We start from the raw sequence: 24597 nt of genomic DNA, 5'->3' as shown, positions 1-24597 counted from the left end.
CGCATTGACGAAGATAAAACAAGACACATTTCTATCGAAATTCATTTTAATCTCAAACCCATCCCGGAGGTGGAACAGGTCACTGCCTGACCTGTCCCGCCGGGACGGTTCTCTTAACAACACCATATAGATTTTTTGTACGCCGCCGCCCGCCATCGAGCAGAGTTTTTACACCTAATTGGGGATGAAACAGCTCATGGCGGGCGGCGGCGTCGCTTTGATCGGCGGCACCCTTGTTCCCCTGCTTTCTCAACTTTTTGGATAATGCCTAAAACAAATACCACCCGCCGCGCCCTCTCGGAAACGGGAGGGCGCGGGAAAGGAGGGATTAACTTTTGATATGGCAGATGATTGAAGATTGGTTTCGCGGCATTTTGACAGACGGGATTTTATCGAACCTTTCCGGCTTGTTTGACAGCGTAAATACAGAGGTTGGAGAAATCGCAACACAAGTCGGCACGACCCCCGCCGGGTGGAACGCGGGCATATTCAACATGATACGCAGCCTTTCGGAAAACGTCATTGTACCGATTGCGGGCGTTATCATTACCTTTGTCATGTGTTATGAACTAATCCAGCTTGTAATTGAAAAAAACAATCTGCACGATCTCGACACTTGGATTTTCTTCAAATGGATTTTTAAGACCTTTGTTGCGGTGCTGCTGGTAACAAACACTTGGAACATCGTCATGGGAGTTTTCGACGTTACGCAGAGCGTCGTCAATCAGAGCGCGGGGGTTATCATATCCGATACAAGCATAGACGTTACCACCGTCATTACCGACATTGAAGCAAAACTCGACGCTATGAGCGTGGGCGGTCTTTTGGGGTTATGGTTTCAATCCCTCTTTGTAGGGCTTACCATGAAAGCCCTGTCAATCTGCATTATGCTTGTGGTGTATGGGCGCATGATTGAAATATATCTTGTAACGAGCGTTGCCCCTATCCCTATGGCAACAATGGTAAATCACGAATGGGGCAGCATGGGACAGAATTACTTAAAATCTTTGCTTGCGCTTGGTTTTCAGGCGTTTCTGATCTTGGTGTGTGTCGGCATTTATGCGGTGTTGATACAAACAATCGCAGCGACCGACGACATTTCCGGCGCGATCTGGGCTTGCATGGGCTATACCGTCCTCTTGTGCTTTACGCTTTTCAAAACGGGAAGCCTTGCAAAGAGCGTCTTTTCGGCACATTAAGGGGGTGAGTTATGATTTGAAAATCGGTTTAATCGACGTTGACAGCCATAATTTCCCCAACCTCTGCTTGATGAAGCTATCCGCGTATCATAAAGCAAAGGGGCATACGGTGGAATGGTGGAACGCAAAGGGGCGGTACGACCTTGTATATAAAAGCCGCGTCTTTACGGACACCTATTCCAAAGACACGATAACCGTTACCAACGCGGAACAAGTTATTTTCGGCGGTACGGGCTACGACACGAAAAACCGCTTGCTGCCGGAAGTGGAACACAGTTACCCGGATTATTCTATCTACCCGCAGTTTTTCGGGATTGCCTACGGCTTTTTAAGCCGGGGTTGTCCGAGAAATTGCGGGTTTTGCATTGTCAGCAGTAAAGAGGGACGCGAAAGTGTTAAGGTTGCGGATTTGTCCGAGTTTTGGAAATGGCAGCCGGAAATAAAAATCATGGACGCTAATCTGCTTGCCTGTCCCGACCATGAAAATCTCATTGAGCAGCTTATACGAAGCCGCGCATGGGTGGATTTTTCGCAAGGGCTGGATATTCGCCTTGTGAACAGGGATAATGTCAGCCTGTTAAATCGGGTACGGATAAAAGCGGTACATTTTGCATGGGATAATCCCGACGAGGACTTAACCGGGTATTTCCAACGTTTTTTGGATTTGACCGCCATTAAGAGCAGCCGCCAGCGGCGCGTGTATGTTCTTACCAACTACGGCAGCACTCACGAACAGGATTTATACCGCGTGAACACCTTGCGGGCTATGGGCTTTGACCCGTATGTGATGATTTACGAGCGTCCAACCGCCCCGCCTGTTACCCGCCATTTGCAACGGTGGGTAAATAACAAACGGCTTTTCTATGCTGTCCCCCGTTTTGAAGATTACATTCCGGGCAGAAAGGAGGTTTGAAATGGCGTATGTAACCGTCCCAAAGGACTTAACAAAAATCAAAAGCAAGGTAATGTTCAACCTTACGAAACGACAGCTAATTTGTTTCAGCGCGGCGGTAGCAATCGGACTGCCGCTGTTCTTTTTGGTAAAAGACAGCGTTGGAACAACCACAGCGGCATTGTGCATGGTGCTTGCCATGCTGCCTATGTTTTTGCTTGCCATGTACGAGAAAAACGGGCAACCGCTGGAAGTGATTATTCGGCAATTTGTGGAAGTGAAGTTTCTTCGCCCCAAAGAGCGACCTTATCAGACCAACAATTTTTATGCCGCCCTTGCGCGGCAAGAGCAATTAGATAAGGAGGTACGGGCGATTGTCAAAGGAAAAGAAAAACACCCAAAACGAAAAGCGTAAACTTTCCCGACAGGAAAGAAAACAGATAGATACCCTTATCCGACAGGCAAAGGGCGACGGGAAGCCCCATACGGCGCAGGACAGCATACCGTTTGAGCGAATGTATAAGGACGGGATTTGCCGCCTTGCAAACGGGCGGTATTCCAAGTGCATTGAGTTTGAGGACATCAACTATCAGCTTGCGCAGCCGGACGACAAAACCGCCATTTTTGAAGCCCTTTGCGATATGTATAACTCGTTCGACGCTTCTATCAGCGTGCAGCTTTCCCTAATCAGCCGCCATGCGAACAAGGACGATTTCAAGAACAGTATCACGATTGCGCCGCAGAATGATGACTTCGACAGTATCAGAGCAGAATACACCGAAATGCTTAGGACGCAGCTTGAACGCGGAAACAACGGGCTTATCAAGACCAAGTTTCTCACCTTTACCGTTGAAGCAAAGGACATTAGATCGGCGCGGGCGCGTCTTGCCCGCATTGAAACGGACACCCTCAACCATTTTAAGGTGATCGGCGCGGCGGCGCGGGTATTGGACGGGAAACAGCGTCTTGAAGTGCTGCATGGGATTTTCCACCCGGACGGGGAACGCTTTAACTTTGCGTGGGAATGGCTACCCGCAAGCGGTCTTTCTGTCAAAGACTTTATCGCGCCGTCCTCTTTCCGATTTGGCGACGGGCGAATGTTTCAAATGGGCGGCAAGTTTGGCGCAGTTTCCTTTTTGCAGATCGTCGCGCCGGAACTCTCCGACCGTATGCTTGCCGACTTCATGGACGCGGAAAACGGGATTATCGTCAATCTGCACATTCAGAGTATCGACCACAACGAAGCAATCAAGACGATTAAGCGCAAGATTACCGACCTTGACCGTATGAAAATCGAGGAACAGAAAAAAGCAATCCGCAGCGGCTACGACATGGATATTATTCCGTCCGACCTTGCCACCTACGGCGGGGAAGCAAAAAACCTACTCCGCGATTTGCAGAGCCGCAACGAAAGAATGTTTCTGCTTACGCTGCTTGTCTTAAACCTTGCAGATACCAAGCAGAAATTGGATAACGAAGTATTTGGAGCGGCGGCAATCGCGCAGAAATACAACTGCATTTTGACCCGCCTTGACTACCGGCAGGAACAGGGGCTTATGTCCTCTATCCCGTTGGGGGAAAACCTTATCCATATCCAGCGCGGCTTGACGACCAGCAGCACCGCCGTTTTCGTTCCCTTTACGGTGCAAGAGCTGTTCCAAAGCGGCGAAGCATTGTATTACGGCTTAAACGCCCTTTCCAACAACATGATTTTGTGCGACCGAAAGAAGCTGAAAAATCCCAACGGCTTGATACTCGGCACACCGGGCAGCGGCAAAAGTTTTTCTGCAAAACGCGAAATCACAAACGCTTTTCTTATCACGTCCGACGACATTATCATTTGCGACCCCGAAGCCGAATATTACCCCCTTGTCGGACGTTTGAAAGGACAGGTTATCAAGGTTTCGCAGAACAGCACGCAGTACATTAACCCTATGGATATTAACCTCAATTACAGCGAGGGCGACACGCCCATAGCCTTAAAGAGCGATTTTATCCTTTCCTTTTGTGAGTTGATTATGGGAGGTAAAAACGGGCTGGAAGCTGTCGAAAAGACCTTGATTGACCGCGCTGTTATCAGCGTGTACCGCAACTACCTTGCCGACCCGAAGCCGGAGAATATGCCGATTTTGGGCGACCTCTACGACGAGATCAAGAAGCAGCCGGAAAAGGAAGCGCAGCGTATCGCGGCGGCATTGGAACTCTATGTAAACGGCAGCTTGAACATTTTTAACCACAGGACAAACGTTGACATTCATAATCGCCTTGTCTGCTTTGATATTAAGGAACTCGGTACGCAGCTTAAAAAAGTCGGTATGCTTATCGTCCAAGACCAAGTATGGAACAGAGTAACGGTAAACCGCAGCGAGGGCAAGGCGACGCGGTATTACATCGACGAATTTCATTTACTCTTGAAAGAGGAACAGACCGCAGCATACAGCGTCGAGATTTGGAAGCGTTTTAGGAAGTGGGGCGGTATTCCGACAGGTATCACGCAGAACGTCAAAGACCTTTTGACGAGCAGAGAAGTTTCAAATGTTTTTGAAAACAGCGATTTTGTCTATATGCTCAACCAAGCCCAGGGCGACCGGGAAATCCTTGCCAAGCAGCTTAACATTTCACAACAGCAAATGACCTATGTAACCCATTCCGAAGCGGGCGAGGGACTTATCTTCTATGGCAACGTGATTTTGCCCTTTATTGACCGTTTTCCGAAAGATACGGAGCTCTACCGCGTAATGACGACCAAGCCCGGCGAGGTGTCGGCATGAGGATAGAAACGGATAAAATCTATTGCGGCGACAGCTTGCAGGTGCTTCAAACCTTGCCGGATAACTGTTTGGATTGTTGCGTAACGTCCCCGCCCTACTATGCTTTGCGCGATTACGGCACAGACGGGCAGATCGGGCGTGAAGCAACGCCGGAGGAATATGTTTTCCGCATTACGGCGGTTTTCCATGAGGTAAAGCGGGTGCTTACGCCGGAGGGTACTTGTTGGCTGAATATCGCGGACACTTATTGCGGCACAGGCAGCAAAGCCGACCACCAAGACCCGAAATACCCCAAAGGCAGGAACGGGCAGCAAGTGGCGGTAAACCACCGCGCCCCCGGCTGCAAGCCGAAAGACCTAATCGGTATTCCGTGGCTTGTAGCCCTTGCCTTGCGGGGCGACGGTTGGTATTTGCGAAGTTCTATCATTTGGCACAAGGGAAACGCCATGCCGGAAAGCACGCGGGACAGACCGACCCGCTGCTATGAATATGTGTTTCTGCTTACCAAGTCAAAGAAATATTACTACGATTGGCAGGCAGTAGCCGAGCCGATAGCCCCCACAACGGCGGTACGGCTGAAAAGCGGAGTTGGGAAAGGCAACAAATATGCCGCTACCGTTCCGGGGCAAAACCAGCCGCAGAAAATCAACCGCCCCCGCAGGAAAGGCGCATACACCGACGAAATGATTTCCCCCGTCCGCAGCCGCCGCAACGTTTGGCAGATCAACACAACTTCCTATCGCGGCGGGCATTTTGCAGCGTTCCCGCCCAAACTTGCGGAAACGTGCATTTTGGCGGGCTGTCCTGTCGGCGGGATTGTGCTTGACCCGTTTTTAGGCAGCGGCACGACCGCAGCGGCGGCAAAAAGCCTTTCCCGCCGCTATATCGGTATAGAGATCAACCCCGAATACTGCACCCTTGCAAAACAGCGTATTGGAGGTGATGAACATTGAGCAAGGAATTAAAAGCCCCCGACAAGGTAACGCAGAAAATGACCCGCGACGGGGCGATTGCGGAAAACCTTACGACGGGCGAAACGACGAGTATCAGCGAAAGACCGCCGGAGGAAAACTATTCAGCCCCCGCAGCGGGAGCAGCGGAAAAAGCGACCCAACGTATCAGCACAGAGGTTAGCCGCCATTTAGAAAAGGGCGCGGAGAAAAAGAGCCTTGACGCAGCGCAGCTTAAAACCCATACTTCCCGCTTGCAGTTTTCCGCAGAGGAACGGGCAACGCCGGAACTTCAAAAGGCAATTAGGAAGTCGGACAAGGCGGCAGACCGTTTAGACGCGGCGCGGGCGGCTATCCCCAAGCATACCAAAATCAAGAAAGAGCGCGTTTTTAACGAAGCGAAAGGCAGGGCAAAAACGCGCCTTTCCTTTGAAAAGACGGATAAGCCCCCAAACGGCAAGTTGCGGCATAACCCCTTATCACGTCCGGCGCAGGAGTTAAACAGCACCGTACATGGAAAAATCTACGAGGTAGAGAAAGAAAACGTCGGTGTGGAAAGCGGGCACCGGGTAGAACTTGCGGGCGAGAAAGCGGGCGGCATGGCGGCGCGGACGGTAAAACGCGGCATACGCAGCCACAAGCTGAAACCCTACCGGGCAGCGGCGGCAGCGGAGAGAAAGGCGGTAAAGGCAAACGCCGATTTCCTCTATCAAAAGGCGCTGCACGATAACCCCGCCCTTGCGCACTCTAACCCCATTTCCCGTTTTTGGCAGAAGCAGCGCATTAAAAAGCAGTATGCAAAGACGCTGAAAGCGGGCGGCAAGGTGAAAAAGACCGCCGAAGCCACCGCAAAGGCAGCGAAGAAAACCGCGCAGGAAACCAAACGGGCGACGTTCTTTGTCGTCCGGCATTGGAAAGGCTGCTTGCTTGTGGGCGGGATTGCCTTTATCGTGCTGCTGCTTTTCGGCGGCTTGTCCTCTTGCTCCCTCTTTGGCGGCAACAGCGGTAGCGGCTTGATTGCGTCGTCCTATCTTTCCGAGGACGCGGATATTACGGGCGCGGAAGCAGCTTACACCGATATGGAAGCAGAGTTACAGGATATGCTGAATAATATCGAGCGCGAATACCCCGGCTACGACGAATACCGGGTGAACGCAGACGAGATCGAGCATGACCCCTATGTGCTAATCTCTATCCTTTCCGCGCTGCATGAGGGCGTGTTTACCCTTGATGAAGCGCAAAGCACCCTTGAAATGCTCTTTGAGAAACAGTATATCTTGACCGTTACGGAGGAAGTCGAGGTACGCTACCGCACCGAAACGAGGACGGACAGCGAGGGCAACGAATATGAGGTTGAAGTCCCATATAACTATTACATTCTTCATGTGGATTTGGAAAACTTCAACCTTTCCCATGTCCCCGTCTACATTATGGGCGAGGAACAGCTATCCATGTACGCTATGTATATGTCGTCGCTGGGGAACCGCCCCGATTTGTTCCCGTCGTCCGGCTATGTGTCAAAATACTATGAAAACCCGCCCGCCGATTACGAAGTACCCGCCGCGCTGCTTAATTCCGATGAAAAGTTTGCGCGGCTCATTGAGGAAGCGGATAAATACGTCGGCTTTCCCTATGTGTGGGGCGGCAGCACCCCGGAAACCTCTTTTGATTGCAGCGGTTTTGTTAGCTATGTGCTGACGAACAGCGGCTTATACAATACGGGCAGACTTGGGGCGCAGGGGCTTTACAACATTTCAACCCGCGTTTCCAACCCGCAGCCGGGGGATTTGGTTTTCTTTACGGGTACATACGACACGCCGGGGGTATCTCATGTGGGTATCTACGTTGGCGAGGACGGGGACGGAAGCCCCGTCATGCTGCATTGTGGCGACCCGATACAATACACAAAACTTGATACAAGCTATTGGCAATCCCATTTTTACGCCTATGGGCGGCTACATTACAACTGACTTTGAAAGGAGTTAATTTCTATGGCAAACACGAAACTTGACCGTATCGAACGGGATATTGAGAAAACGAGGGCGAAAATCCTTGAATACCAAAAAAGGCTGAAAGACCTTGAAGCGCAGAAAATCGAGGAAGAAAACGCGCAGATCGTTCAAATGGTGAAAGCGGTACACCTTGACGGGGCGCAGCTTGCCGCGTTCCTCTCCGCTTACGCCAGCGGCGAAATTGCCTTGCCGCAGCCGGACGCAGACTATACCGACGAACAGGAGGAAACCGAAGATGAAGCATAAAAAACTGTTCCGCAGCGTTACCGCTTTGCTTGCCGCCCTTGTACTCATGGGCGGCTTTTCTGTTACCGCTTTTGCGGGCGGCGGTGATGTGAGCGACGAGCCGCCTACCCCCGTAACCGAAACCGAGCCGGAAGAAACGACGGGCGGCTATGAGCCGCAGCCCTTAACGCCGGAGGGCAACATGAGCCTTGTGGACGACATAACGGGCGAAGCGTCCGGCGATAAACAGTTTATTACCGTCGTTACGAAAAACGGAAACTATTTTTACATCATCATTGACCGAGCCGAGGACGGAGAAAACACCGTCCATTTCCTCAATCAAGTTGATGAAAAAGACCTTTTGCAGCTTATGGAGGACGAACAGACCGAAACCCCCGCTTGTAGCTGTACTGAAAAATGCGTTGCCGGAAGCATCAACACCGATTGCCCCGTTTGCAGCGTCAACATGAGCGAGTGCGCGGGCAAGGAAGCCGAGCCGGAGCTGGAAGAAACCGAGCAGCCGGAGCCGGAGGAAGATAAAGGCGGCGGCATGGGCGGTGCTATTCTGCTTGTCGTGCTGCTTCTTGCCGCAGCGGGCGGCGGCGCGTTCTATTACTTTAAGATTATGAAGCCCAAAAAGGACGCGGCAAAAGGCAGCAGCAACCTTGACGATCTCGACTTTGACGAGGACGACGAGGACGCGGAAGAATTAGAAACCGAGCAGGAGGACGAGGAAGTATGAAACTTGTAATTGCAGAGAAACCGAGCGTCGGGGCGGCGATTGCCGCCGTACTTTGCGCGAATGAAAAGCGCAGCGGATATTTTGAGGGCAGCGGCTACCTTGTGTCCTGGTGTATCGGGCATTTGATTAGCCTTGCGGACGCGGCGACCTACAACGAGCAGTACCGAAAATGGAAGTATGACGATCTCCCCATTGTCCCGCAGGATTGGCAGTTTATCGTTGCCAGCGGCAAGGAGCAGCAGTTTTCCGTACTCAAAGACCTTATGCACCGCAGCGACGTTTCCGAGATTGTCAATGCGTGCGACAGCGGGCGCGAGGGAGAACTCATTTTTCGATTTGTCTACGAACAGGCAAATTGCAAAAAGCCCTTTTCCCGCCTTTGGATTAGCAGCATGGAAGAAAGCGCAATCCGCGAGGGCTTTTCAAACCTCAAAGACGGGCGCAGCTATGACAACCTCTATCAATCCGCGCTTTGCAGAGCAAAGGCAGATTGGCTTGTCGGGATTAACGCGACCCGCCTTTTCTCTATCCTCTATCACAAAACGCTGAATGTCGGCAGAGTGCAAACGCCCACCCTTACCATGCTGGTAAACCGCGACTATGCGATCAGCAGCTTTAAGAAAGAAAAATATCATGTTGTCCGTCTGGACGCGGGCGGTGTTTCGGCTTTGTCCGAAAGACTGAACGACGAAGCGGCAGCGCAGCAGATGAAAGCGGCTTGCGAGAAATCGCAAGCCGTTTGTACTTCCCTCAAAAAAGAGAAAAAGACCGTTGCCCCGCCGAAGCTGTTTGACCTTACCGCGTTACAGCGCGAAGCTAACCGCCTGTATGGATTTACGGCGAAACAGACCCTTGATTATGCGCAAGCCCTCTATGAAAAGCGGCTTTTGACCTATCCCCGCACCGACAGCAAATATATCACTTCCGATATGCAGGACAGCACAAAGGAACTCATTACCGGGCTTTGTTCGCTGCTTCCCTTTATGCGGGACGTGAAGCTGCAAGCAGACCTTATAAGGGTTTGCGACAACAGCAAAGTAACCGACCACCACGCTATTTTGCCGACAGCCGAGTTTTTGAAAGCGGGCTTTGCTTCCCTTGCCGACAGCGAAACAAAACTTATGACCCTTGTGTGTGCAAAGCTGCTTTGCGCCGCAGCCGCGCCCTATGCGTATGAAGCGGTTACGGCGGTTTTCACTTGCGGCGGCTATACCTTTACCGCAAAGGGCAGGACAACGCTTTGCGAGGGTTGGCGTGAGATTGAAAGATTATCCCGCGCCGCGTCCGAGGAACAGGACGAGGACGCAGAGCCGGAAGCGGTTTTGCCCCCGCTTACCGAGGGACAGACCTTTGAAAATACCGCAGCGGAGATCTCCGAGCGTTACACGCAGCCCCCAAAAGCATATACCGAAGATACGCTTCTGTCCGCTATGGAGAACGCGGGCAAGGAGGAAACGCCGGAGGACGCGGAACGCAAGGGATTAGGCACCACCGCGACGCGGGCGGGTATCATTGAAAAGCTCATTTCAGCGGGCTTTGCCGAGCGCAAGGGCAAGAAGCTAATCCCCACAAAGGACGGGTATAACCTTGTCGCCATTCTGCCCGAAAGCCTTACGTCCCCGCAGCTTACGGCAGAATGGGAAACGCGCCTTACCGGGATTGCAAAGGGCAGCGACAGCCCCGCCGACTTTATGCGAGGGATTGAGGAAATGACAGCGGGGCTTGTCAAGACCTATTCCGCGATTTCCGAGGATAAAGCAAAACTGTTTACCCCGCAGCGGGAAGCAATCGGCACTTGCCCCCGTTGCGGCGCGGCGGTTTACGAGGGCAAGAAAAACTACTACTGTTCCGACAGGGCGTGCAGCTTTGTCATGTGGAAAAATGACTTGTTCTTTCAGCAGCGCAAAAAGACTTTCACAAAGGCGATTGCCGCCGCCCTTTTGAAAGACGGAAAGGTAAAAATCAAGGGTATGTACTCCACCAAAACGGGAAAGACCTTTGACGGGGTTGTGCTGCTTGCCGACACAGGCGGCAAGTATGTAAACTTCCGCGTCGAGCAGAACCGAAAATGATTAGGCTTGATGAAAAGCAGTATCGAGCCGTTAAGAAAATGGCCCGAGCCGCGTGCGCCAACAATGATTGCGGGAACTGTCTGCTATTGGACGACGGGGAAACTTGCGTTTGTGTGCAGAGTATCAGCTATTCGCTGTTATGCCGTTATTTCCGCGAAGCGGTTTTACCCGCAGACAGGCAGCTATGCGAACAGATCACCCGCAGCGGGGAAACCGATTTGAAGCGTTGCGCGGTATGCGGCAGCACGTTTGCGGCGGGCAGCAATCGGGCGAAATACTGTCCCGATTGTGCGGCAAAGATACGCCGCAGGCAGAAAGCGGAAAGCGAGAGAAACAGGCGTTTACGGATAAAAATAACTACATAGCAAGCACAGCAAACGAGTACCCGTTTGCGAGAAATACCCGCGCTGCTCTATGGGAAGCGCGGGCATTTTGCTTGTTGGGATAGTCCCAAACCCTTAAAAATCGAGAAAGGACGTGATGAAACAATATGCCGTATTCTTCATACGACCATGACAAATTGGAAACCGCCGAAACCATGCGGATAGAACGCCGGATATATTTTGAAGCAAAGGACGGGGATATTGCCCCCTATGTTTCTTTGCCGCTGGAACAGCTACACGCCATGCGTGAGGAAAGCGCGGCAGCGGAACAGGCGATTTTTAACGATCTCTCAACCCGCGCCGCCGCTTGGGAACAGCAGGCGGGAAAAACGCTTTTGCTTGACAAAGCGATTGAATACACAAGGACAACCGTTGTGCAGCACACTTCTAACGAGTGGCAGAAAGGCGAATATGACCGATATACCCGCAGCAACCGGGTATATCAGATGAACTACCACATTTACGAGAACACCCGTTACGACAGGGAGAAGCAGCAAAGCGTCCCTTACTCTTATTCTCTCACATGGGGCGTTTATACCAACAGCCCGAACAGGAACGGGCAAGCGAAGATTGCCGGACAGGACAGAAAGGTTTTTTCCGATAAGGCGGCTATGGAAAAGTATCTGAATGGACGTATCAAAGCATACGACCGTCTGTTTACGGAAATCTCCCCGCCTATCCCGCAGGAGTACGCCGAGCATTTCAAAGTAAACGGTATGCTTTTACCGGGCTATACCATTGAGGGTGAGGAACCCCCGCAGCAGCAGCCACAGGCGGCAGCTATCCCCGAAACTACCGGGCAGCAAAAGGAGCGTGAACACATGAGCGAACAGTTTTCTATTATGATTGGCAACCGCAGCCGTTTTGAAGCGGGCGACCCCGGCGGTTATTGGCTGGATATGCCCGCCACAAAGGAGCAGTTACAGACCGCTATGCAGAGCGTCGGCATTACCGCCGATAACCCGCAGGATTTTTCCATTCGCGGCTATTCCGACGACCCAGAGAAACATATTGCTTTGCCTTATGAAATGGTATGCGCCGCCGACGTGGACGAACTCAATTTTCTTGCGGCGCGGCTCGAACAGCTTGACCCCGCCGAGGTTGGCAAGCTGAACGCAGCTTTGCAGCAGAAAAACGGGCTTGCAAATATCGGACAGGTAATTGACTTCACCTACAACGTGGATTTTTACGTCCATATTCCCGAAGTACATACCTACCGCGATTTGGGCGACTATTACTTAAATCAATCCGGCATGGTACAAATGCCCGAAGAATGGAAAGGCGGCATTGACCTTACTACTTTTGGCAGGAACGCCGCCGCGCAGGAAAAAGGCGCGTTTACCGAATACGGCTATATCGTGGAAAGCGGCGACGAGTGGGAACGGCAGTTTGAGGGGCGCGAAGTGCCGGAGGAATACCGCATTATGAGTTACCCGCAGCCGGAGCGCGGCGAACAGGACAAAGCCTATATGGACGCAGCCGAAACGCAGCAAGCAGCCGTACAGACCGCAGAGCCGCAGCAGCCCCGCCCCGTCGTGCCGATTATCCTTTCTTCTGAAAAACCCGGCGACAAGGTAAAGGAGATCACCGCCCGTCTGGAACAGGGCATACAAGCGATTTTTGACAGCGACCGCTACAAAGAGTTTTTAACGGCTATGTCAAAGTTTCACGATTACAGCTTGAATAACACTATCCTAATCGCCATGCAGGGCGGCAATTTGGTAAAGGGCTATTCACAATGGCAGAAAGAGTTTGACCGCCATGTGAAAAGCGGCGAGAAAGGTATTAAAATCTTTGCCCCCGCACCTTACAAGGTAAAAAAGCTGGTGGATAAAATCGACCCCGACACAAGAAAGCCCATACTTGACAGCGAGGGAAAGACGGTTAAGGAAGAAAAGGAAGTTACCGTTCCCGCCTTTAAGGTTGTAACCGTCTTTGACATTTCGCAGACCGAGGGCAAGGAGTTTCCCGACCTCTCCGTCAAACCGCTGCTTGCCGATGTGGAACAGTACGAGGACTTTTTCGCTGCCCTTGAAAAAGCGTCCCCCGTTCCGATTGCTTTTGAGCAGATCACAAACGGCGCAAACGGATATTTCAGTTTGACCGATAAGCGAATTGCTATCAAAGAGGGTGTGAGCGAGCTGCAAGCGGTTAAGACCGCCATTCACGAAATCGCCCATGCGAAGCTGCATGACGTGGACTTAAACGCCCCGCTGGAGGAACAAAACCGCGTTGACCGCCGCAGCCGCGAGGTACAGGCTGAAAGCGTTGCCTATACGGTGTGTCAGCATTTCGGGCTTGATACGTCGGATTACTCTTTCGGGTATGTTGCCGGGTGGAGCAGCGGCAAGGAAATGACCGAATTAAAAGCGTCCCTTGAAACGATACAGGCAACCGCAAAGGAACTCATTACCGAGATCGAGGGGCATTTTACCGAATTGCAGCAGCAGCGGCAAGCCGAGCAGGAGCAGGAAGCGAAAACAAAAGAAACCTTGCTTCTCAACGGCAAGGAGGACAGCTACGGGATTTATCAGTTAGCCCGCAGAGAGGAAACTATGGATTTGCGCTTTGAGCCTTTCGACCGTCTGCAAGCAACGGGGCATTTCGTTGACCGGGCAAATTATGAACTCGTCTATACCGCACCGCTTACAAAGGATATGACGCTTGGCGGCATTTGGGAAAAGTTTAATATCGACCGCCCCGCCGACTTCAAGGGGCATAGCCTTTCCGTTTCCGACATTGTTGTGCTTCATCAGAACGGCGAGAACACCGCCCATTATGTAGACAGCATAGGTTTTCAGCAGGTGCCGGAGTTTTTACAGGAGCAAGCGCAGCAGACCCCCGTATTTGATAAGCTATCTCCCGAACAGCAGCAAGCCCTATCCGATACCGTAAAAGATACGCTGCAACTGCTTGTAGACGCAGACAAGCGGATTTATGGCGACGTTACGGGCAAGACCCTTGAAGCAATCGCGGCGCAAGGGTATTCCTACAAGGGCGGGCAGCTTGAAAAGCAGCAGCCGGAAGCGACCCCCGAAAGCCTTATGACGGGCGAAACCGTCAGAACGCCGCGAGGGAACTTTTACATTACCGACATGAGCCGCGAACAGATCGAAGCGGCGGGCTTTGGTTTTCATCATGCGTCGGAGGACGGGAAGTATCTCATTATGGGAAATGGCACACAGGCTTATGCCATAGCCGCCGAGCAGCCGCAGCGGGATAATCCCTTAAAGCACGTTGAGGACATTGTAGAGCAGAACGACAACAACTTTGACGGGATTATCAATAATACGCCGCAAACGCCCACCGTCGCGGATTTGGAGCAGCGGGCAAAGGCGGGCGAAGCGATTTCCGTTACCGACCTTGCGAAAGCGGTAAAAGCCGAGAAACGGGAGCAGCCGCAAAAGAAACCGTCCATTTTGAAGAAGCTGGACGAGTACAAGAAACAGGCGGCGCAGCAGCCGAAAGACAAGCAGAAAGAGCAGAAAAAGGATTTGGAGGTTTGATAGTATGAATATCCGCTTTACCATTGAGGAAGAAAACATAATTGCGATTTACGCCGAGGACAGCCGGGAAACAACGCTTGAAAATATCCTTGCCGCCATGCCCTATATGGACGAGGATATGCGCCAGCTTGCCGCCGCAGCGGTGAAAAAGCTGCAAGCCATGACGGACAGCGAGTTTTCCGAACGGGAGTTTATCTTGACCGACGAGGAATAGCCCATAGAAAACAGGGGCGCGGTTGCCGATTTCCGGCACCGCGCCCCTGTTCTTTTTTTGTCCTTGCGTGGACAATTAGAAAGCTGTTTTTGCGGGTTTGAATATAAAGTATCGTCTATGCCGTTTCCCCGCGCTGGAAGCCGCAGAAACACAGGCGTTTTCAGCCCTTAATGTTCCACTTGCTACCCCTTGTTTTGCGCCTTATCGCTCCTGCTCCCGCGCCTTGCTTTGGGACGGGTAAAGAATACTATCGACGTTCTTTTTGACAACGCCGTACTCCTGCATTTGCTTTTTCGCTTGGCGGTAATCCTCATACAATTTGCTTTTCCTGTCGTTTAAGCCGCTATACTCCTTGCGCAGCGCGGCGAGATCGGGCAGCTTCTTTATCTGCATTTCCCGGAGTGCCCTTGCCGCAGCTTCAAACAGGATAATTTCGCTTTCATGCCCCCGCAGATACTTTTCCTTGTCCCGCGATTTCTTGTATTCCTCGTAAATCGGTTTTAATTGTCGGTATGTGGTGGTGTGCTTGATAAGCAGCGATAAATCGGACATACGCTGTTCCACTTCCTTAACCGCCCTTGCCGCCGCGTCATGGGCGGTCATAATATCCGCGATTTTGCTTTCGAGGTCGCTGTAATATTCAATCTTGTTTTCGGTCAAGAAGTTCATGCTTTTTGCAGCCTGTTTCAGATTATGGATTTTCGCCCACCGTTCATAGCCCGCCGATTGTTGGGCTTTAATGCTGTTTTCAATATCGACGACAAGCCGGATTTTCTTATCTTCCCGCAGCGGCTTTGACTTGGCAATATATACGCCCTTGATACGCTCCTTTATGGCTTCTTCCGTATAGGCCGCGCCGAGCGTCTTTGCGCGGGTAAACCGTTCCTGTCCGGCAGCGCGGAAAGAAATATATTTGCCCTGTTTGATTTCATACCCCATTTCCTGCAAACGGCGCAGCAGTTCGTCAAAATCTTTGACTTGGGGAATGAGGGTATCTATCGCCGTTTTCAGCTTGGCTTTGTAGCTTGTTCCTTGCTTTTCGGCGGTGTATTCCGCATAGCTTTTCCCTTTGTCCTGTCCCGGCACGACGACGGATAGCCCATGCTCTTTACATATCCTGTCGCTGGTGCGTCGGATAGCGTGATAGCTTTGCTTGTTGGAATGATACTTTTTGTAGTCAACGAAGCTAACCGCGTTGAAAATCAAGTGATTATGCAGATGGTCTTTATCGACGTGGGTTGTCAAAACAAACTCATACTTGCCGCCTAACACCGCTTGCGCAAGTTCCATGCCGATTTTGTGCGCTTCTTCCGGCGTGGTTTCGCCTACCGCAAAGGATTGTATCAAGTGCCGCCCTAAATGTGTGCCGCGATCTCCGGCAGCTTCCCGCGTCCATGCAAACTCTATATCGGCGGTTTCCAGCCCGCAGCCGAAAGAGGACGCAAGCAGCTTTCCGTCTGTCTTTTCGGGATTTAAGATATAGTCTATTGCGGCCTTTAAGGTTGATTTAATAGGGTGCGTCTTTGTAACCGCCATATCTCGTCCACCGCCTTTTTTATATCCTCAATGTCCTGCTGGTAAACCGCCCCCGTCGCGTTGGCGCGTTTGGCAATTTGATTGATGTTCCGGCTCACCGCTTGCAGTTCCCGGATATATGCTTTCGTGTCGCTTCGGTCAATGACAAGGATATACCCGTCAATCGCCATTTTGCGGAAGTATGCCCCATACTGCTTTATGGGAAGCTGCTTCATCTTCTCGTCGATCAGCCGCTTTTCTTCTTCCGTAACGTAAAACTTCATTTGGATATTTCTCTTTCGGTTTTCCATTTCCGCGCCGCCTTTCGGTATAAGGGTTTGGGATTATCCCAACAAGCATTTTTCGCAAACGGGTACTCGTTTGCTGTGCTTGCTATCTACTCCATACCCCTACCGAAAGGCGGTATTTGTTGCGCATTCCCTTGATTTTGGACGCAAAAAAAGATTGCAGCCGCCATGCGCTGCAATCTCCCGATTTCTCATATTGTGAGGTTAATCCTCTGCTTTTTCGACTTCCGTTATCTCCCTTGCTGTTGCGGTTACAATCCGTATGCCTTTATCGCTCATACCGTCCAGCAGCGCGTCAAGCTGCCGCCGCCCGGTGGATTTCTCCGCATTGCTGTTCGGGAAGAAAAATTGATCTACCGAAATATGATACCGGGTTACAAGGTCATAGAATACCTGTAAACTCGGCTGTTGTCCCTTGTTCTCGATATTCGCAAGGTAGCGCGGGGAAATATATAACTCGTCGCTTACCTTTTTGCGGCTCTCGCCGTATTCATTTCTCGCGGCTTTTATAGCTGCCCCGAAAGCCTTAAAGTCGTACAATGGTACGGGTCTTTTTGCCATTTTCATTCACCCTGTTACATTTTACAGTTCACCTTTCTTTTTGGATATGTCCACACAATTCATATCATTAGGTTAAATACTTCCTGTTGTGTATTGACAGTAGACTGATTTTCTGATAAAATAAAATTTATGTAAAAGGAGGCGGCGTTTATGTTGCATAGCATGCGTATTAGATAAGCATTGAAAAAAAGGATTTTCCCATTTTCAACATGGGCTTTTTTGTCATGCTTATTTTGCGGATGCTATACAAAAAACTAACGACGTATAGATATAGTGCAAGCTATGCCTTAGTTTTGTTGTACTGCTCTGTGCATTATAAATGCAGGTCAATGCTCATGTTGAGGATTGACCTGCATTTTTTTGTGTAAAAAGGACGAGTGAAATATAATGCTTAAAAAATATTGGATAAAATGTCCGATTTGTAACGGAAAGACGAGAGTTCAAGTATTTCATAATACTGTATTAAAAGATTTTCCTCTTTTCTGCCCTAAATGCAAATTGACGCATATCATTGATGTAGAAAAATTAGAGATTGTAATCAAAAATACAGAAAAACAAACTTTTATTATTTAGAAGAAAGGATATAAAAATGAAACGTTTACCTAAATATACGCCTGCGGAAGTACGGAATGATCCATACGGATTTACTTACAAAGAAATGTCGGAAGTTATTGGCGAGAATGAAGCAAAAGCCTTATATGAAGAATTATATAAGCAATTACCACGCAAAAAAAATCTATCAATGTTGGTAAAAAATATTTGCAAAAGCAGTGATACTGAAAAGTATGTTTACGAACTGAAAGACAACAAATACATTGAAACGGTTTTTATCAAGCGGCGAGATGGTGGAACTGTTTGCGTGAGCACACAAGTCGGTTGTCCTGTTGGTTGTATTTTTTGTGAGTCCGGGCGAAATGGCTTTGTTCGTAATCTAACATCGTCAGAAATCGTACAACAGATTATATTGTTGCGTCGAAAAGTAAACCGTATCGTTTTTATGGGTATGGGAGAGCCTTTATTCAATTATGACAACTTGATAAAAGCAATCCATATTCTCCGAGATAGATATGGGCTCAACTTTCCAACCGACGGCATTACCATATCAACAGTTGGTCCGGTCGATCAATTAAAAAAATTGCGCGAGGAACATCTTAAAATTCAGTTGACAATATCTTTACACGCAGCAACACAATCTGCAAGAAATCGTATTATTCCTCACATGCGCATATATGCTATTGAAGATGTTGTTAAGCAAGCCTTATCCTATTCTGAAAGGCATAATCGCAAAATTGTCTTTGCGTATTTGCTTTTACCGGGTATAAATGACCGGCCCTCAGATGTAAGACAACTTGCAAAATGGTTTCGGGGCAAAAAAGTTATGATTAACGTGTTACAATACAACCCAACAAGCAATTCAAGAATTAAAGCACCACAGAAACGGGAAATAGTTGCATTCAAACATCAATTAGAGCAAGCAGGACTTGAAGTTACTATGAGAGTTTCTCATGGCAGAGAGATTAACGCGGCTTGTGGACAGTTAGCTAACACATATAATAAATTCAAAAAAAAATGATTAAAAGTGCCAGACGCATAGACGCAGAGCCGATAACGCATTAGGTCAAAAAACCTATGTGTTATCGGCTTTTTTATTTAATATTGCGCAAAAGCCGCTGTTCCCTATTATAGAATGGATTGCGGGTAGTGTATTAAAGTCGCCCTTTTTTAAGGATACGGCGGTATCGGGGAGGTATCGCCGTGTCCATTTTTATTTACTGTAACCCGCCTAATGCTTTGCGGTCAAAAAAAGCTATGCTCCGCAAGCGGGATATTCCGGCTATGAATGTGAACTGTCAATACATTTAGCTACTGCTTACATTTCCTTTGCGCCCGTCCGCGTCTTGCGGACGGGCGCATTTTGCTTTTTTCAACTTTTTTCTGAAAAGCGCACTCAAGAGCCATCTCCCGAACGGGTACGGAGCGAAAGGGGCAGAGAGGACAAGCCCTTAACTCCCGTCCTCTACTCCACGCGGGAAGGAGGTGAACTCTATGGAGCTATCTTCTTCCGACAAGGAAAGAATACAACATCAGTACGACGCATTAGCAAAGAAAACTTTGGTCGGCGAAGCGAAAAGCCACCGCCGCACTCTTGCGAAACGCGCAGCACGCGAAGTTACTTTTTCGGATTTGAGCGAAAGCGAACTCGCGCAGCTTTTCACAACGGACGAATACGAAAGCGATTATTTCCGTTTTCAAGTGTCCGGCTTTGATGTACTCGTCAAAAATGAACTGCTTGCCGAAGCCCTTAACGCTTTGCCCGAAAGGAAACGCGACATTATCCTTTTGTCCTACTTCTTGGATATGAGCGACGCGGAAATTGGCGAACTGCTGAATGTTGTACGCACGACGGTTTTCCGGCACAGGAAATCCGCGCTTGCGAAAATCAAACAGTATTTGGAGGGAAAAGCAGATGATGAATACCGTTAGGAAGTCTGAAAATCTGTTGCCGTTCCCTGTCATTTCCGCAGCGGCAAACGGCGACACAACCGCCATGTGCGCGATCTTGAAGCACTACGAGGGTTACATAGCGAAACTTTGTACCCGCACGCTGAAAGACGACGCGGGCAATACCTATTCCTATGTGGACGAGGAAATGCGTAACAGGCTGCAAGTGCGCCTTATTACCCGCACCCTTGCTTTTCATGTAGGATAATCTTTTAGCCCATGCGGGGAGCGTGTCCCCTTTCCACGCTTCCCGTTATGGGCTATTTGTCGTTCCGCAAAAGCATATCCGCTGTTGATGTGCTTTTGCAGGCCGACAAAGCCTATTGTTCTTTGACAAAGAAAGCGGCCTTTGGTGCGCAGCATAACAGGCAAACGGGTACATTCCGTCTGTACCGAGCCAGTCGGCGGGTACGCCATGACAGCTTTTCCCCTACGGGGAAAAGTCGAGCGACAACTACCGCGCCGTAAAACAGGTTTAGCAGCTTGTGGGCGACGACATACAAGGCGGCACAATGATACTCCCGCGTTGAACACCCTCAAAGTATTGCGCGGCGCACCCATAAGCATGGGCCGGGGTGAAACTCCCGTGAGGTTGCAGCTAACAACCGCCCGTTTCAGCCTTATTTCTCATATCGTACAAGCCGGAGCGCATATTCTGTACTATGCCGCTAACCGGGAGGGAAAGAAGATGATTACCAAGTTACAACTTCAACAAATGAGAAATGTTGATATTACACAGGTTGACCGCAGCACTTTGGTTGATATTCGTAATATCCATATTGACAGTTCTTTGCCAGCAGCAAAAAAAATGCAAAGCTACTTGGAGCAGATCGTCAATCCGTATTGTTTTCTTTGCGGCGATACGCCCGTAAGAATACGGTTTGTCGCAGAGGATAGAACGCTAAAGCAATCATTGTGCGATTACTTTTTAAGTCTGAAATAACCGCCGACTTTCCCTAACTCTATGGGTAAGACCTTGTGATTACGGGGCGAAAATGGTATAATTAACTCGTAATTATAGGGGGAAAGGAGGTATAATGCCCCGCATACGCAAAGACAAAATGGCACGCAGTTATGCAGAGCCGTTTTGGAAAATTGGGCTATACATTCGACTATCCAGAGAGGACGACAACGAGGACGAAAGCGAGAGTGTTATCAACCAAGAAAAGATACTCCGCGACTTTGTAGACAGCTATTTTGAGCCGGGAACCTATGTGATTGTAGACGTGTTTGCCGACGACGGATTGACAGGCACCGACACAGCGCGACCAAACTTCAAACGGCTTGAGGGCTGCATTGTCCGAAAAGAAGTAAACTGCATGATTATCAAATCCCTTGCACGCGGTTTCCGCAACCTTGCCGACCAGCAAAAGTTTTTAGAGGAGTTCATACCCATTAACGGTGCAAGGTTTATTTGCACAGGCACACCATTTATTGACACTTACGCAAATCCCCATTCTGCAAGCGGCCTTGAAGTACCTATTAGGGGAATGTTCAACGAGCAGTTTGCCGCGACCACTTCCGAAGAAATCCGCAAAACATTCAAGATGAAACGGGAGCGCGGCGAGTTCATAGGCGCGTTTGCCCCTTACGGCTACAAGAAAGACCCAAACGACAAAAACAGCTTGATTGTAGATGAAGAAGCAGCGGAGGTTGTCAAAAGCATTTACCATTGGTTTGTCAATGAGGGGTACAGTAAAATGGGGATTGCAAAGCGGCTTAACCAAATGGGAGAGCCGAACCCCGAAGCCTATAAGAAGAAAAAAGGCTTTAAGTATAACAACCCTAATTCCGACAAAAACGATGGTTTGTGGTCTGCCAGCACGATTGTAAGGATATTGCAAAATGAAGTTTATACGGGCGTAATGGTGCAAGGCCGTAATCGCGTAATAAGCTACAAAGTACACAAGCAGATCAACGTCCCCGAAGAAGAATGGTTTGTCGTCCCCAACACACACGAAGCGATTATTGACAGGGAAACATTCGAGAAAGCGCAAGCCCTACATAAGCGCGACACAAGGACAGCCCCCGGCAAACAGGAAGTCTATCTCATGTCCGGCTTTGTCCGTTGCGCGGATTGCAAAAAGGCCATGCGGCGCAAAACCGCCCGCGATATTGCCTACTACTCTTGCCGCAGCTACACCGATAAGAAGATTTGCAGCAAACATTCTATCCGGCAAGACAAGTTGGAAAACGCGGTATTGGCAGCGTTGCAAATGCAAATTGCCCTTGTAGATCGGCTTGCAGAAGAAATTGAACGGATTAACAACGCGCCTGTTATCAACCGGGAAAGCAAGAGATTATCCCATTCCTTGAAACAGGCAGAGAAGCAGCTAAAACAGTACAATGACGCTTCCGATAGCTTGTACCTTGATTGGAAAAGCGGTGAGATTACCAAAGAGGAATACCGCCGCTTGAAAGGCAAGATTGCAGAACAGATACAACAGCTTGAAGCGAACATCTCCTATCTGAAAGAGGAAATGCAGGTAATGGCTGATGGTATCGGAACCGACGACCCGTATCTAACCGCCTTTCTGAAATACAAAAACATTCAGAGCCTTAACCGCGGGATTATGGTTGAACTCGTAAAAGCGGTTTGGGTGCATGAGAACGGGGAAATAACGGTTGACTTCAATTTTGCCGACGAGTACCAGCGAATTATTGATTACATCGAGAATAACCACAACGTTATCCGAGTGATTGAGAACAAGGCAATCTAACGGCTTGCCTATTCAACACAAAGGAAAATCTAATGTTGTGCATAAATAAACGGCTCTACGGGTCCGACTGGGCCGGCTGGCGCTGACGGGGCTGCGGGTCCGACTGGGCCGACCGGGGCTGACGGCGCTACCGGCCCAACTGGCGCTACAGGAGCTACCGGCGCTGCGGGGCCGACTGGCGCTACAGGTCCTACCGGCGCTGCAGGAGCTGTCGGCGCTACAGGAGCTACCGGCGCAACGGGTCCTACCGGCGCAACGGGTCCTACCGGTCCCGCCGCCATCGTCACCGCCGCTGCTCCCGTCGCAGATGCAACAAGTGCTGAAGATGTCGTTGAACGCTTCAATGAACTTCTTGCCAACCTGCGTGCCGCCGGACTTCTAGCAACCGACAATGCGTAAAAGGCTGAAATTCTGTGAAAAAGAATGTACCTTGACACATTCGGGCGTCTCGCGCGGTCGCTTGCGACATGTTTCTGCTTCGCGCGAGTACGCATCCTCGCGGAGCGTTTGTTGTTTCATAGAACGCAATTTCCTATGAAACAACAGAAAAACCCCGGAAACCTTACGGTTCCGGGGTATCTCTTACGTCTGGACACAATGCGCTTCCTGGAAGCGACTTTATAATATATATACGGTACATCTTCTTGCCTACTGTGCATACAAGAAGCACCTTTGTTTAATTCATTGATTACTCGATGATAGTAGCAACTCTACCAGATCCTACTGTACGGCCGCCCTCACGGATAGCGAAACGAAGACCCTGCTCCATAGCTACCGGATGAATCAGCTCTACAGTCATCTCTACGTTGTCGCCCGGCATACACATCTCGGTACCAGCCGGTAACTCACAAACGCCTGTTACGTCAGTGGTTCTGAAGTAGAACTGCGGACGATAGTTGTTGAAGAACGGAGTATGACGACCACCCTCGTCTTTTGTCAGAACGTAAACCTGAGCAGTAAATTTCTTATGGCATTTTACAGAGCCCGGTTTAACCAGACACTGACCACGCTGGATGTCAGTTCTCTGAACACCACGAAGCAGAGCACCGATGTTATCACCAGCCTCAGCCTGATCAAGCAGCTTACGGAACATCTCGATACCAGTTACAACAGTCTTACGAGTCTCCTCGTGAATACCAACGATCTCAACCTCATCGTTCAGTTTCAGAGTACCACGCTCAACACGGCCGGTAGCAACAGTACCACGACCTGTGATGGTGAATACGTCCTCGATTGGCATCAGGAACGGCTTATCAGTAGCACGTACCGGATCCGGAATGTAGGAATCTACAGCGTCCATGAGCTCCATGATCTTGTCGCCCCACTCGCCGTTCGGATCTTCAAGAGCCTTCAGAGCAGAACCCTGGATGATCGGTGTGTCATCGCCCGGGAACTCGTACTCGTTCAGCAGGTCTCTGATCTCCATCTCAACCAGCTCAAGCAGCTCCGGATCGTCTACCATATCGCACTTGTTCATGAATACTACGATGTACGGTACGCCTACCTGACGGGAAAGCAGGATGTGCTCTCTTGTCTGAGCCATAACACCATCGGTAGCAGCTACAACCAGAATAGCGCCATCCATCTGAGCAGCACCAGTGATCATGTTCTTAACGTAGTCAGCATGTCCTGGGCAGTCAACGTGTGCGTAATGTCTCTTCTCTGTCTGATACTCAACGTGTGCAGTAGAGATAGTAATACCACGCTCTCTCTCTTCCGGAGCTTTATCGATATCCTCGAAGTTCTCAGCTGTGTTACCAGCTACTCTTGCAGCCAGAACTTTTGTGATAGCTGCTGTCAGGGTTGTTTTACCATGGTCTACGTGTCCGATAGTACCAATGTTACAATGCGGTTTAGTTCTTTCAAACTTTGCTTTTGCCATTTTAAGACGTCCTCCTTAATTTACACCCAATACGGGTATCTCAATTTATGTTAGGCTGACTCTAATTATATTCGATTAGAGCCGTTTTTTCAAGCCTAATATTGCTTTTCCGGGCAGTTATCTGCCCGGAAAAGGCAATATAG

At 49.9% G+C, this 24597-nt stretch carries 22 protein-coding genes and 1 pseudogene; 19 read left to right on the top strand and 4 right to left on the bottom strand.

The window, feature by feature from the left end:
- Positions 1–181: 181 nt before the first annotated feature.
- From DW720_RS02645 to DW720_RS02585, 13 genes and pseudogenes are all read left to right on the top strand, one after another.
- Positions 182–265, top strand: a pseudogene (locus DW720_RS02645) (Maff2 family protein); the annotation flags it as partial.
- Between the two features lie 70 nt (positions 266–335).
- Positions 336–1199, top strand: a complete 864-nt coding sequence (locus DW720_RS02640; protein ID WP_007860210.1) for a VirB6/TrbL-like conjugal transfer protein, CD1112 family — start codon at positions 336–338, stop codon at positions 1197–1199.
- 4 nt (positions 1200–1203) lie between these two features.
- Complete coding sequence (locus DW720_RS02635) at positions 1204–2112, top strand: hypothetical protein (protein WP_044491973.1); 909 nt, start codon at positions 1204–1206, stop codon at positions 2110–2112.
- 1 nt (position 2113) lies between these two features.
- On the top strand, positions 2114–2506 hold the full coding sequence (locus DW720_RS02630) for a PrgI family protein (RefSeq protein WP_007860207.1): 393 nt from the start codon (positions 2114–2116) through the stop codon (positions 2504–2506).
- Entirely contained in the window at positions 2466–4862 is a 2397-nt protein-coding gene (locus DW720_RS02625) for a VirB4-like conjugal transfer ATPase, CD1110 family (RefSeq protein ID WP_003431228.1), read from the top strand. The genes DW720_RS02630 and DW720_RS02625 overlap by 41 nt, the downstream gene beginning before the upstream one ends.
- A complete protein-coding gene (locus DW720_RS02620; protein ID WP_118749231.1) occupies positions 4859–5815 on the top strand; it encodes a site-specific DNA-methyltransferase in 957 nt (318 codons plus the stop codon). Before DW720_RS02625 ends, DW720_RS02620 begins: the two co-directional genes overlap by 4 nt.
- On the top strand, positions 5812–7782 hold the full coding sequence (locus DW720_RS02615; protein WP_008979752.1) for a C40 family peptidase: 1971 nt from the start codon (positions 5812–5814) through the stop codon (positions 7780–7782). Before DW720_RS02620 ends, DW720_RS02615 begins: the two co-directional genes overlap by 4 nt.
- A 21-nt stretch (positions 7783–7803) precedes the next feature.
- Positions 7804–8070, top strand: a complete 267-nt coding sequence (locus tag DW720_RS02610; protein WP_003508256.1) for a DUF4315 family protein — start codon at positions 7804–7806, stop codon at positions 8068–8070.
- A complete protein-coding gene (locus DW720_RS02605) occupies positions 8060–8791 on the top strand; it encodes a DUF4366 domain-containing protein (protein ID WP_008979753.1) in 732 nt (243 codons plus the stop codon). Before DW720_RS02610 ends, DW720_RS02605 begins: the two co-directional genes overlap by 11 nt.
- On the top strand, positions 8788–10863 hold the full coding sequence (locus DW720_RS02600; protein WP_008979754.1) for a type IA DNA topoisomerase: 2076 nt from the start codon (positions 8788–8790) through the stop codon (positions 10861–10863). Before DW720_RS02605 ends, DW720_RS02600 begins: the two co-directional genes overlap by 4 nt.
- Positions 10860–11228 carry a cysteine-rich VLP domain-containing protein gene (locus tag DW720_RS02595; RefSeq protein WP_044492000.1) on the top strand — a complete coding sequence of 123 codons (369 nt, stop codon included), beginning with the start codon at positions 10860–10862 and terminating at the stop codon, positions 11226–11228. The genes DW720_RS02600 and DW720_RS02595 overlap by 4 nt, the downstream gene beginning before the upstream one ends.
- 125 nt (positions 11229–11353) lie before the next feature.
- Positions 11354–14752 carry a YodL domain-containing protein gene (locus DW720_RS02590; RefSeq protein ID WP_008979755.1) on the top strand — a complete coding sequence of 1133 codons (3399 nt, stop codon included), beginning with the start codon at positions 11354–11356 and terminating at the stop codon, positions 14750–14752.
- A gap of 4 nt (positions 14753–14756) precedes the next feature.
- Positions 14757–14966, top strand: a complete 210-nt coding sequence (locus tag DW720_RS02585) for a transposon-transfer assisting family protein (RefSeq protein WP_008979756.1) — start codon at positions 14757–14759, stop codon at positions 14964–14966.
- A 201-nt stretch (positions 14967–15167) separates the two neighbouring features.
- Here DW720_RS02585 and DW720_RS02580 read toward each other — a convergent pair whose 3' ends face one another.
- The 3 genes from DW720_RS02580 to DW720_RS02570 form a co-directional block, all read right to left on the bottom strand.
- The gene (locus DW720_RS02580) at positions 15168–16502 is read right to left on the bottom strand and encodes a relaxase/mobilization nuclease domain-containing protein (protein WP_008979757.1); all 1335 of its coding nucleotides are present in this window, start codon (positions 16500–16502) and stop codon (positions 15168–15170) included.
- A complete protein-coding gene (gene mobC / locus DW720_RS02575; RefSeq protein ID WP_008979758.1) occupies positions 16463–16792 on the bottom strand; it encodes a plasmid mobilization relaxosome protein MobC in 330 nt (109 codons plus the stop codon). Before mobC ends, DW720_RS02580 begins: the two co-directional genes overlap by 40 nt.
- A 201-nt stretch (positions 16793–16993) precedes the next feature.
- Entirely contained in the window at positions 16994–17350 is a 357-nt protein-coding gene (locus DW720_RS02570) for a helix-turn-helix transcriptional regulator (protein WP_002584957.1), read from the bottom strand.
- Between the two features lie 387 nt (positions 17351–17737).
- Between DW720_RS02570 and DW720_RS02565 the strand changes: the two genes are divergently transcribed.
- From DW720_RS02565 to DW720_RS02535, 6 genes are all read left to right on the top strand, one after another.
- Entirely contained in the window at positions 17738–17923 is a 186-nt protein-coding gene (locus tag DW720_RS02565) for a cysteine-rich KTR domain-containing protein (protein WP_003431289.1), read from the top strand.
- A 16-nt stretch (positions 17924–17939) separates the two neighbouring features.
- The gene (gene rlmN / locus DW720_RS02560; RefSeq protein WP_002584956.1) at positions 17940–18923 is read left to right on the top strand and encodes a 23S rRNA (adenine(2503)-C(2))-methyltransferase RlmN; all 984 of its coding nucleotides are present in this window, start codon (positions 17940–17942) and stop codon (positions 18921–18923) included.
- Positions 18924–19396: 473 nt separating this feature from the next.
- Positions 19397–19834 (top strand): sigma-70 family RNA polymerase sigma factor, encoded by a 438-nt coding sequence (locus DW720_RS02555; RefSeq protein WP_002604474.1) that lies wholly within the window; start codon positions 19397–19399, stop codon positions 19832–19834.
- Entirely contained in the window at positions 19818–20060 is a 243-nt protein-coding gene (locus DW720_RS02550; protein ID WP_002604473.1) for a helix-turn-helix domain-containing protein, read from the top strand. The genes DW720_RS02555 and DW720_RS02550 overlap by 17 nt, the downstream gene beginning before the upstream one ends.
- 207 nt (positions 20061–20267) lie before the next feature.
- A complete protein-coding gene (locus DW720_RS15885) occupies positions 20268–20795 on the top strand; it encodes a DUF6870 family protein (RefSeq protein WP_231311547.1) in 528 nt (175 codons plus the stop codon).
- Positions 20796–20889: 94 nt separating this feature from the next.
- Entirely contained in the window at positions 20890–22572 is a 1683-nt protein-coding gene (locus DW720_RS02535; protein ID WP_008979761.1) for a recombinase family protein, read from the top strand.
- A 688-nt stretch (positions 22573–23260) separates the two neighbouring features.
- On the opposite strand, the gene tuf is transcribed toward DW720_RS02535, so the two are convergent.
- The gene (tuf, locus tag DW720_RS02525; protein ID WP_107000672.1) at positions 23261–24454 is read right to left on the bottom strand and encodes an elongation factor Tu; all 1194 of its coding nucleotides are present in this window, start codon (positions 24452–24454) and stop codon (positions 23261–23263) included.
- Between the last annotated feature and the right edge of the window lie 143 nt (positions 24455–24597).

Source organism: Clostridium sp. AM27-28 (genome assembly GCF_003480955.1).
Classification (GTDB): Bacteria; Bacillota; Clostridia; order Lachnospirales; family Lachnospiraceae; genus Otoolea; species Otoolea fessa.
Note: the sequence above shows the minus strand (reverse complement) of the source record. Positions and strands in the feature narration are given on the sequence as shown.

Excerpts from the sequence above, each read along its gene's own strand:
- mobC (WP_008979758.1), bottom strand. The coding sequence starts at position 16,792 with ATGGAAAACCGAAAGAGAAATATCCAAATGAAGTTTTACGTTACGGAA.
- DW720_RS02580 (WP_008979757.1), bottom strand. The coding sequence starts at position 16,502 with ATGGCGGTTACAAAGACGCACCCTATTAAATCAACCTTAAAGGCCGCA.
- rlmN (WP_002584956.1), top strand. The coding sequence starts at position 17,940 with ATGAAACGTTTACCTAAATATACGCCTGCGGAAGTACGGAATGATCCA.
- DW720_RS02610 (WP_003508256.1), top strand. The coding sequence starts at position 7,804 with ATGGCAAACACGAAACTTGACCGTATCGAACGGGATATTGAGAAAACG.
- DW720_RS02630 (WP_007860207.1), top strand. The coding sequence starts at position 2,114 with ATGGCGTATGTAACCGTCCCAAAGGACTTAACAAAAATCAAAAGCAAG.
- DW720_RS02565 (WP_003431289.1), top strand. The coding sequence starts at position 17,738 with ATGCTTAAAAAATATTGGATAAAATGTCCGATTTGTAACGGAAAGACG.
- DW720_RS02535 (WP_008979761.1), top strand. The coding sequence starts at position 20,890 with ATGCCCCGCATACGCAAAGACAAAATGGCACGCAGTTATGCAGAGCCG.
- DW720_RS02605 (WP_008979753.1), top strand. The coding sequence starts at position 8,060 with ATGAAGCATAAAAAACTGTTCCGCAGCGTTACCGCTTTGCTTGCCGCC.
- DW720_RS02585 (WP_008979756.1), top strand. The coding sequence starts at position 14,757 with ATGAATATCCGCTTTACCATTGAGGAAGAAAACATAATTGCGATTTAC.
- DW720_RS02570 (WP_002584957.1), bottom strand. The coding sequence starts at position 17,350 with ATGGCAAAAAGACCCGTACCATTGTACGACTTTAAGGCTTTCGGGGCA.
- DW720_RS02550 (WP_002604473.1), top strand. The coding sequence starts at position 19,818 with ATGATGAATACCGTTAGGAAGTCTGAAAATCTGTTGCCGTTCCCTGTC.
- DW720_RS02595 (WP_044492000.1), top strand. The coding sequence starts at position 10,860 with ATGATTAGGCTTGATGAAAAGCAGTATCGAGCCGTTAAGAAAATGGCC.
- DW720_RS02600 (WP_008979754.1), top strand. The coding sequence starts at position 8,788 with ATGAAACTTGTAATTGCAGAGAAACCGAGCGTCGGGGCGGCGATTGCC.
- DW720_RS02590 (WP_008979755.1), top strand. The coding sequence starts at position 11,354 with ATGCCGTATTCTTCATACGACCATGACAAATTGGAAACCGCCGAAACC.
- DW720_RS02620 (WP_118749231.1), top strand. The coding sequence starts at position 4,859 with ATGAGGATAGAAACGGATAAAATCTATTGCGGCGACAGCTTGCAGGTG.
- DW720_RS02555 (WP_002604474.1), top strand. The coding sequence starts at position 19,397 with ATGGAGCTATCTTCTTCCGACAAGGAAAGAATACAACATCAGTACGAC.
- DW720_RS15885 (WP_231311547.1), top strand. The coding sequence starts at position 20,268 with ATGACAGCTTTTCCCCTACGGGGAAAAGTCGAGCGACAACTACCGCGC.
- tuf (WP_107000672.1), bottom strand. The coding sequence starts at position 24,454 with ATGGCAAAAGCAAAGTTTGAAAGAACTAAACCGCATTGTAACATTGGT.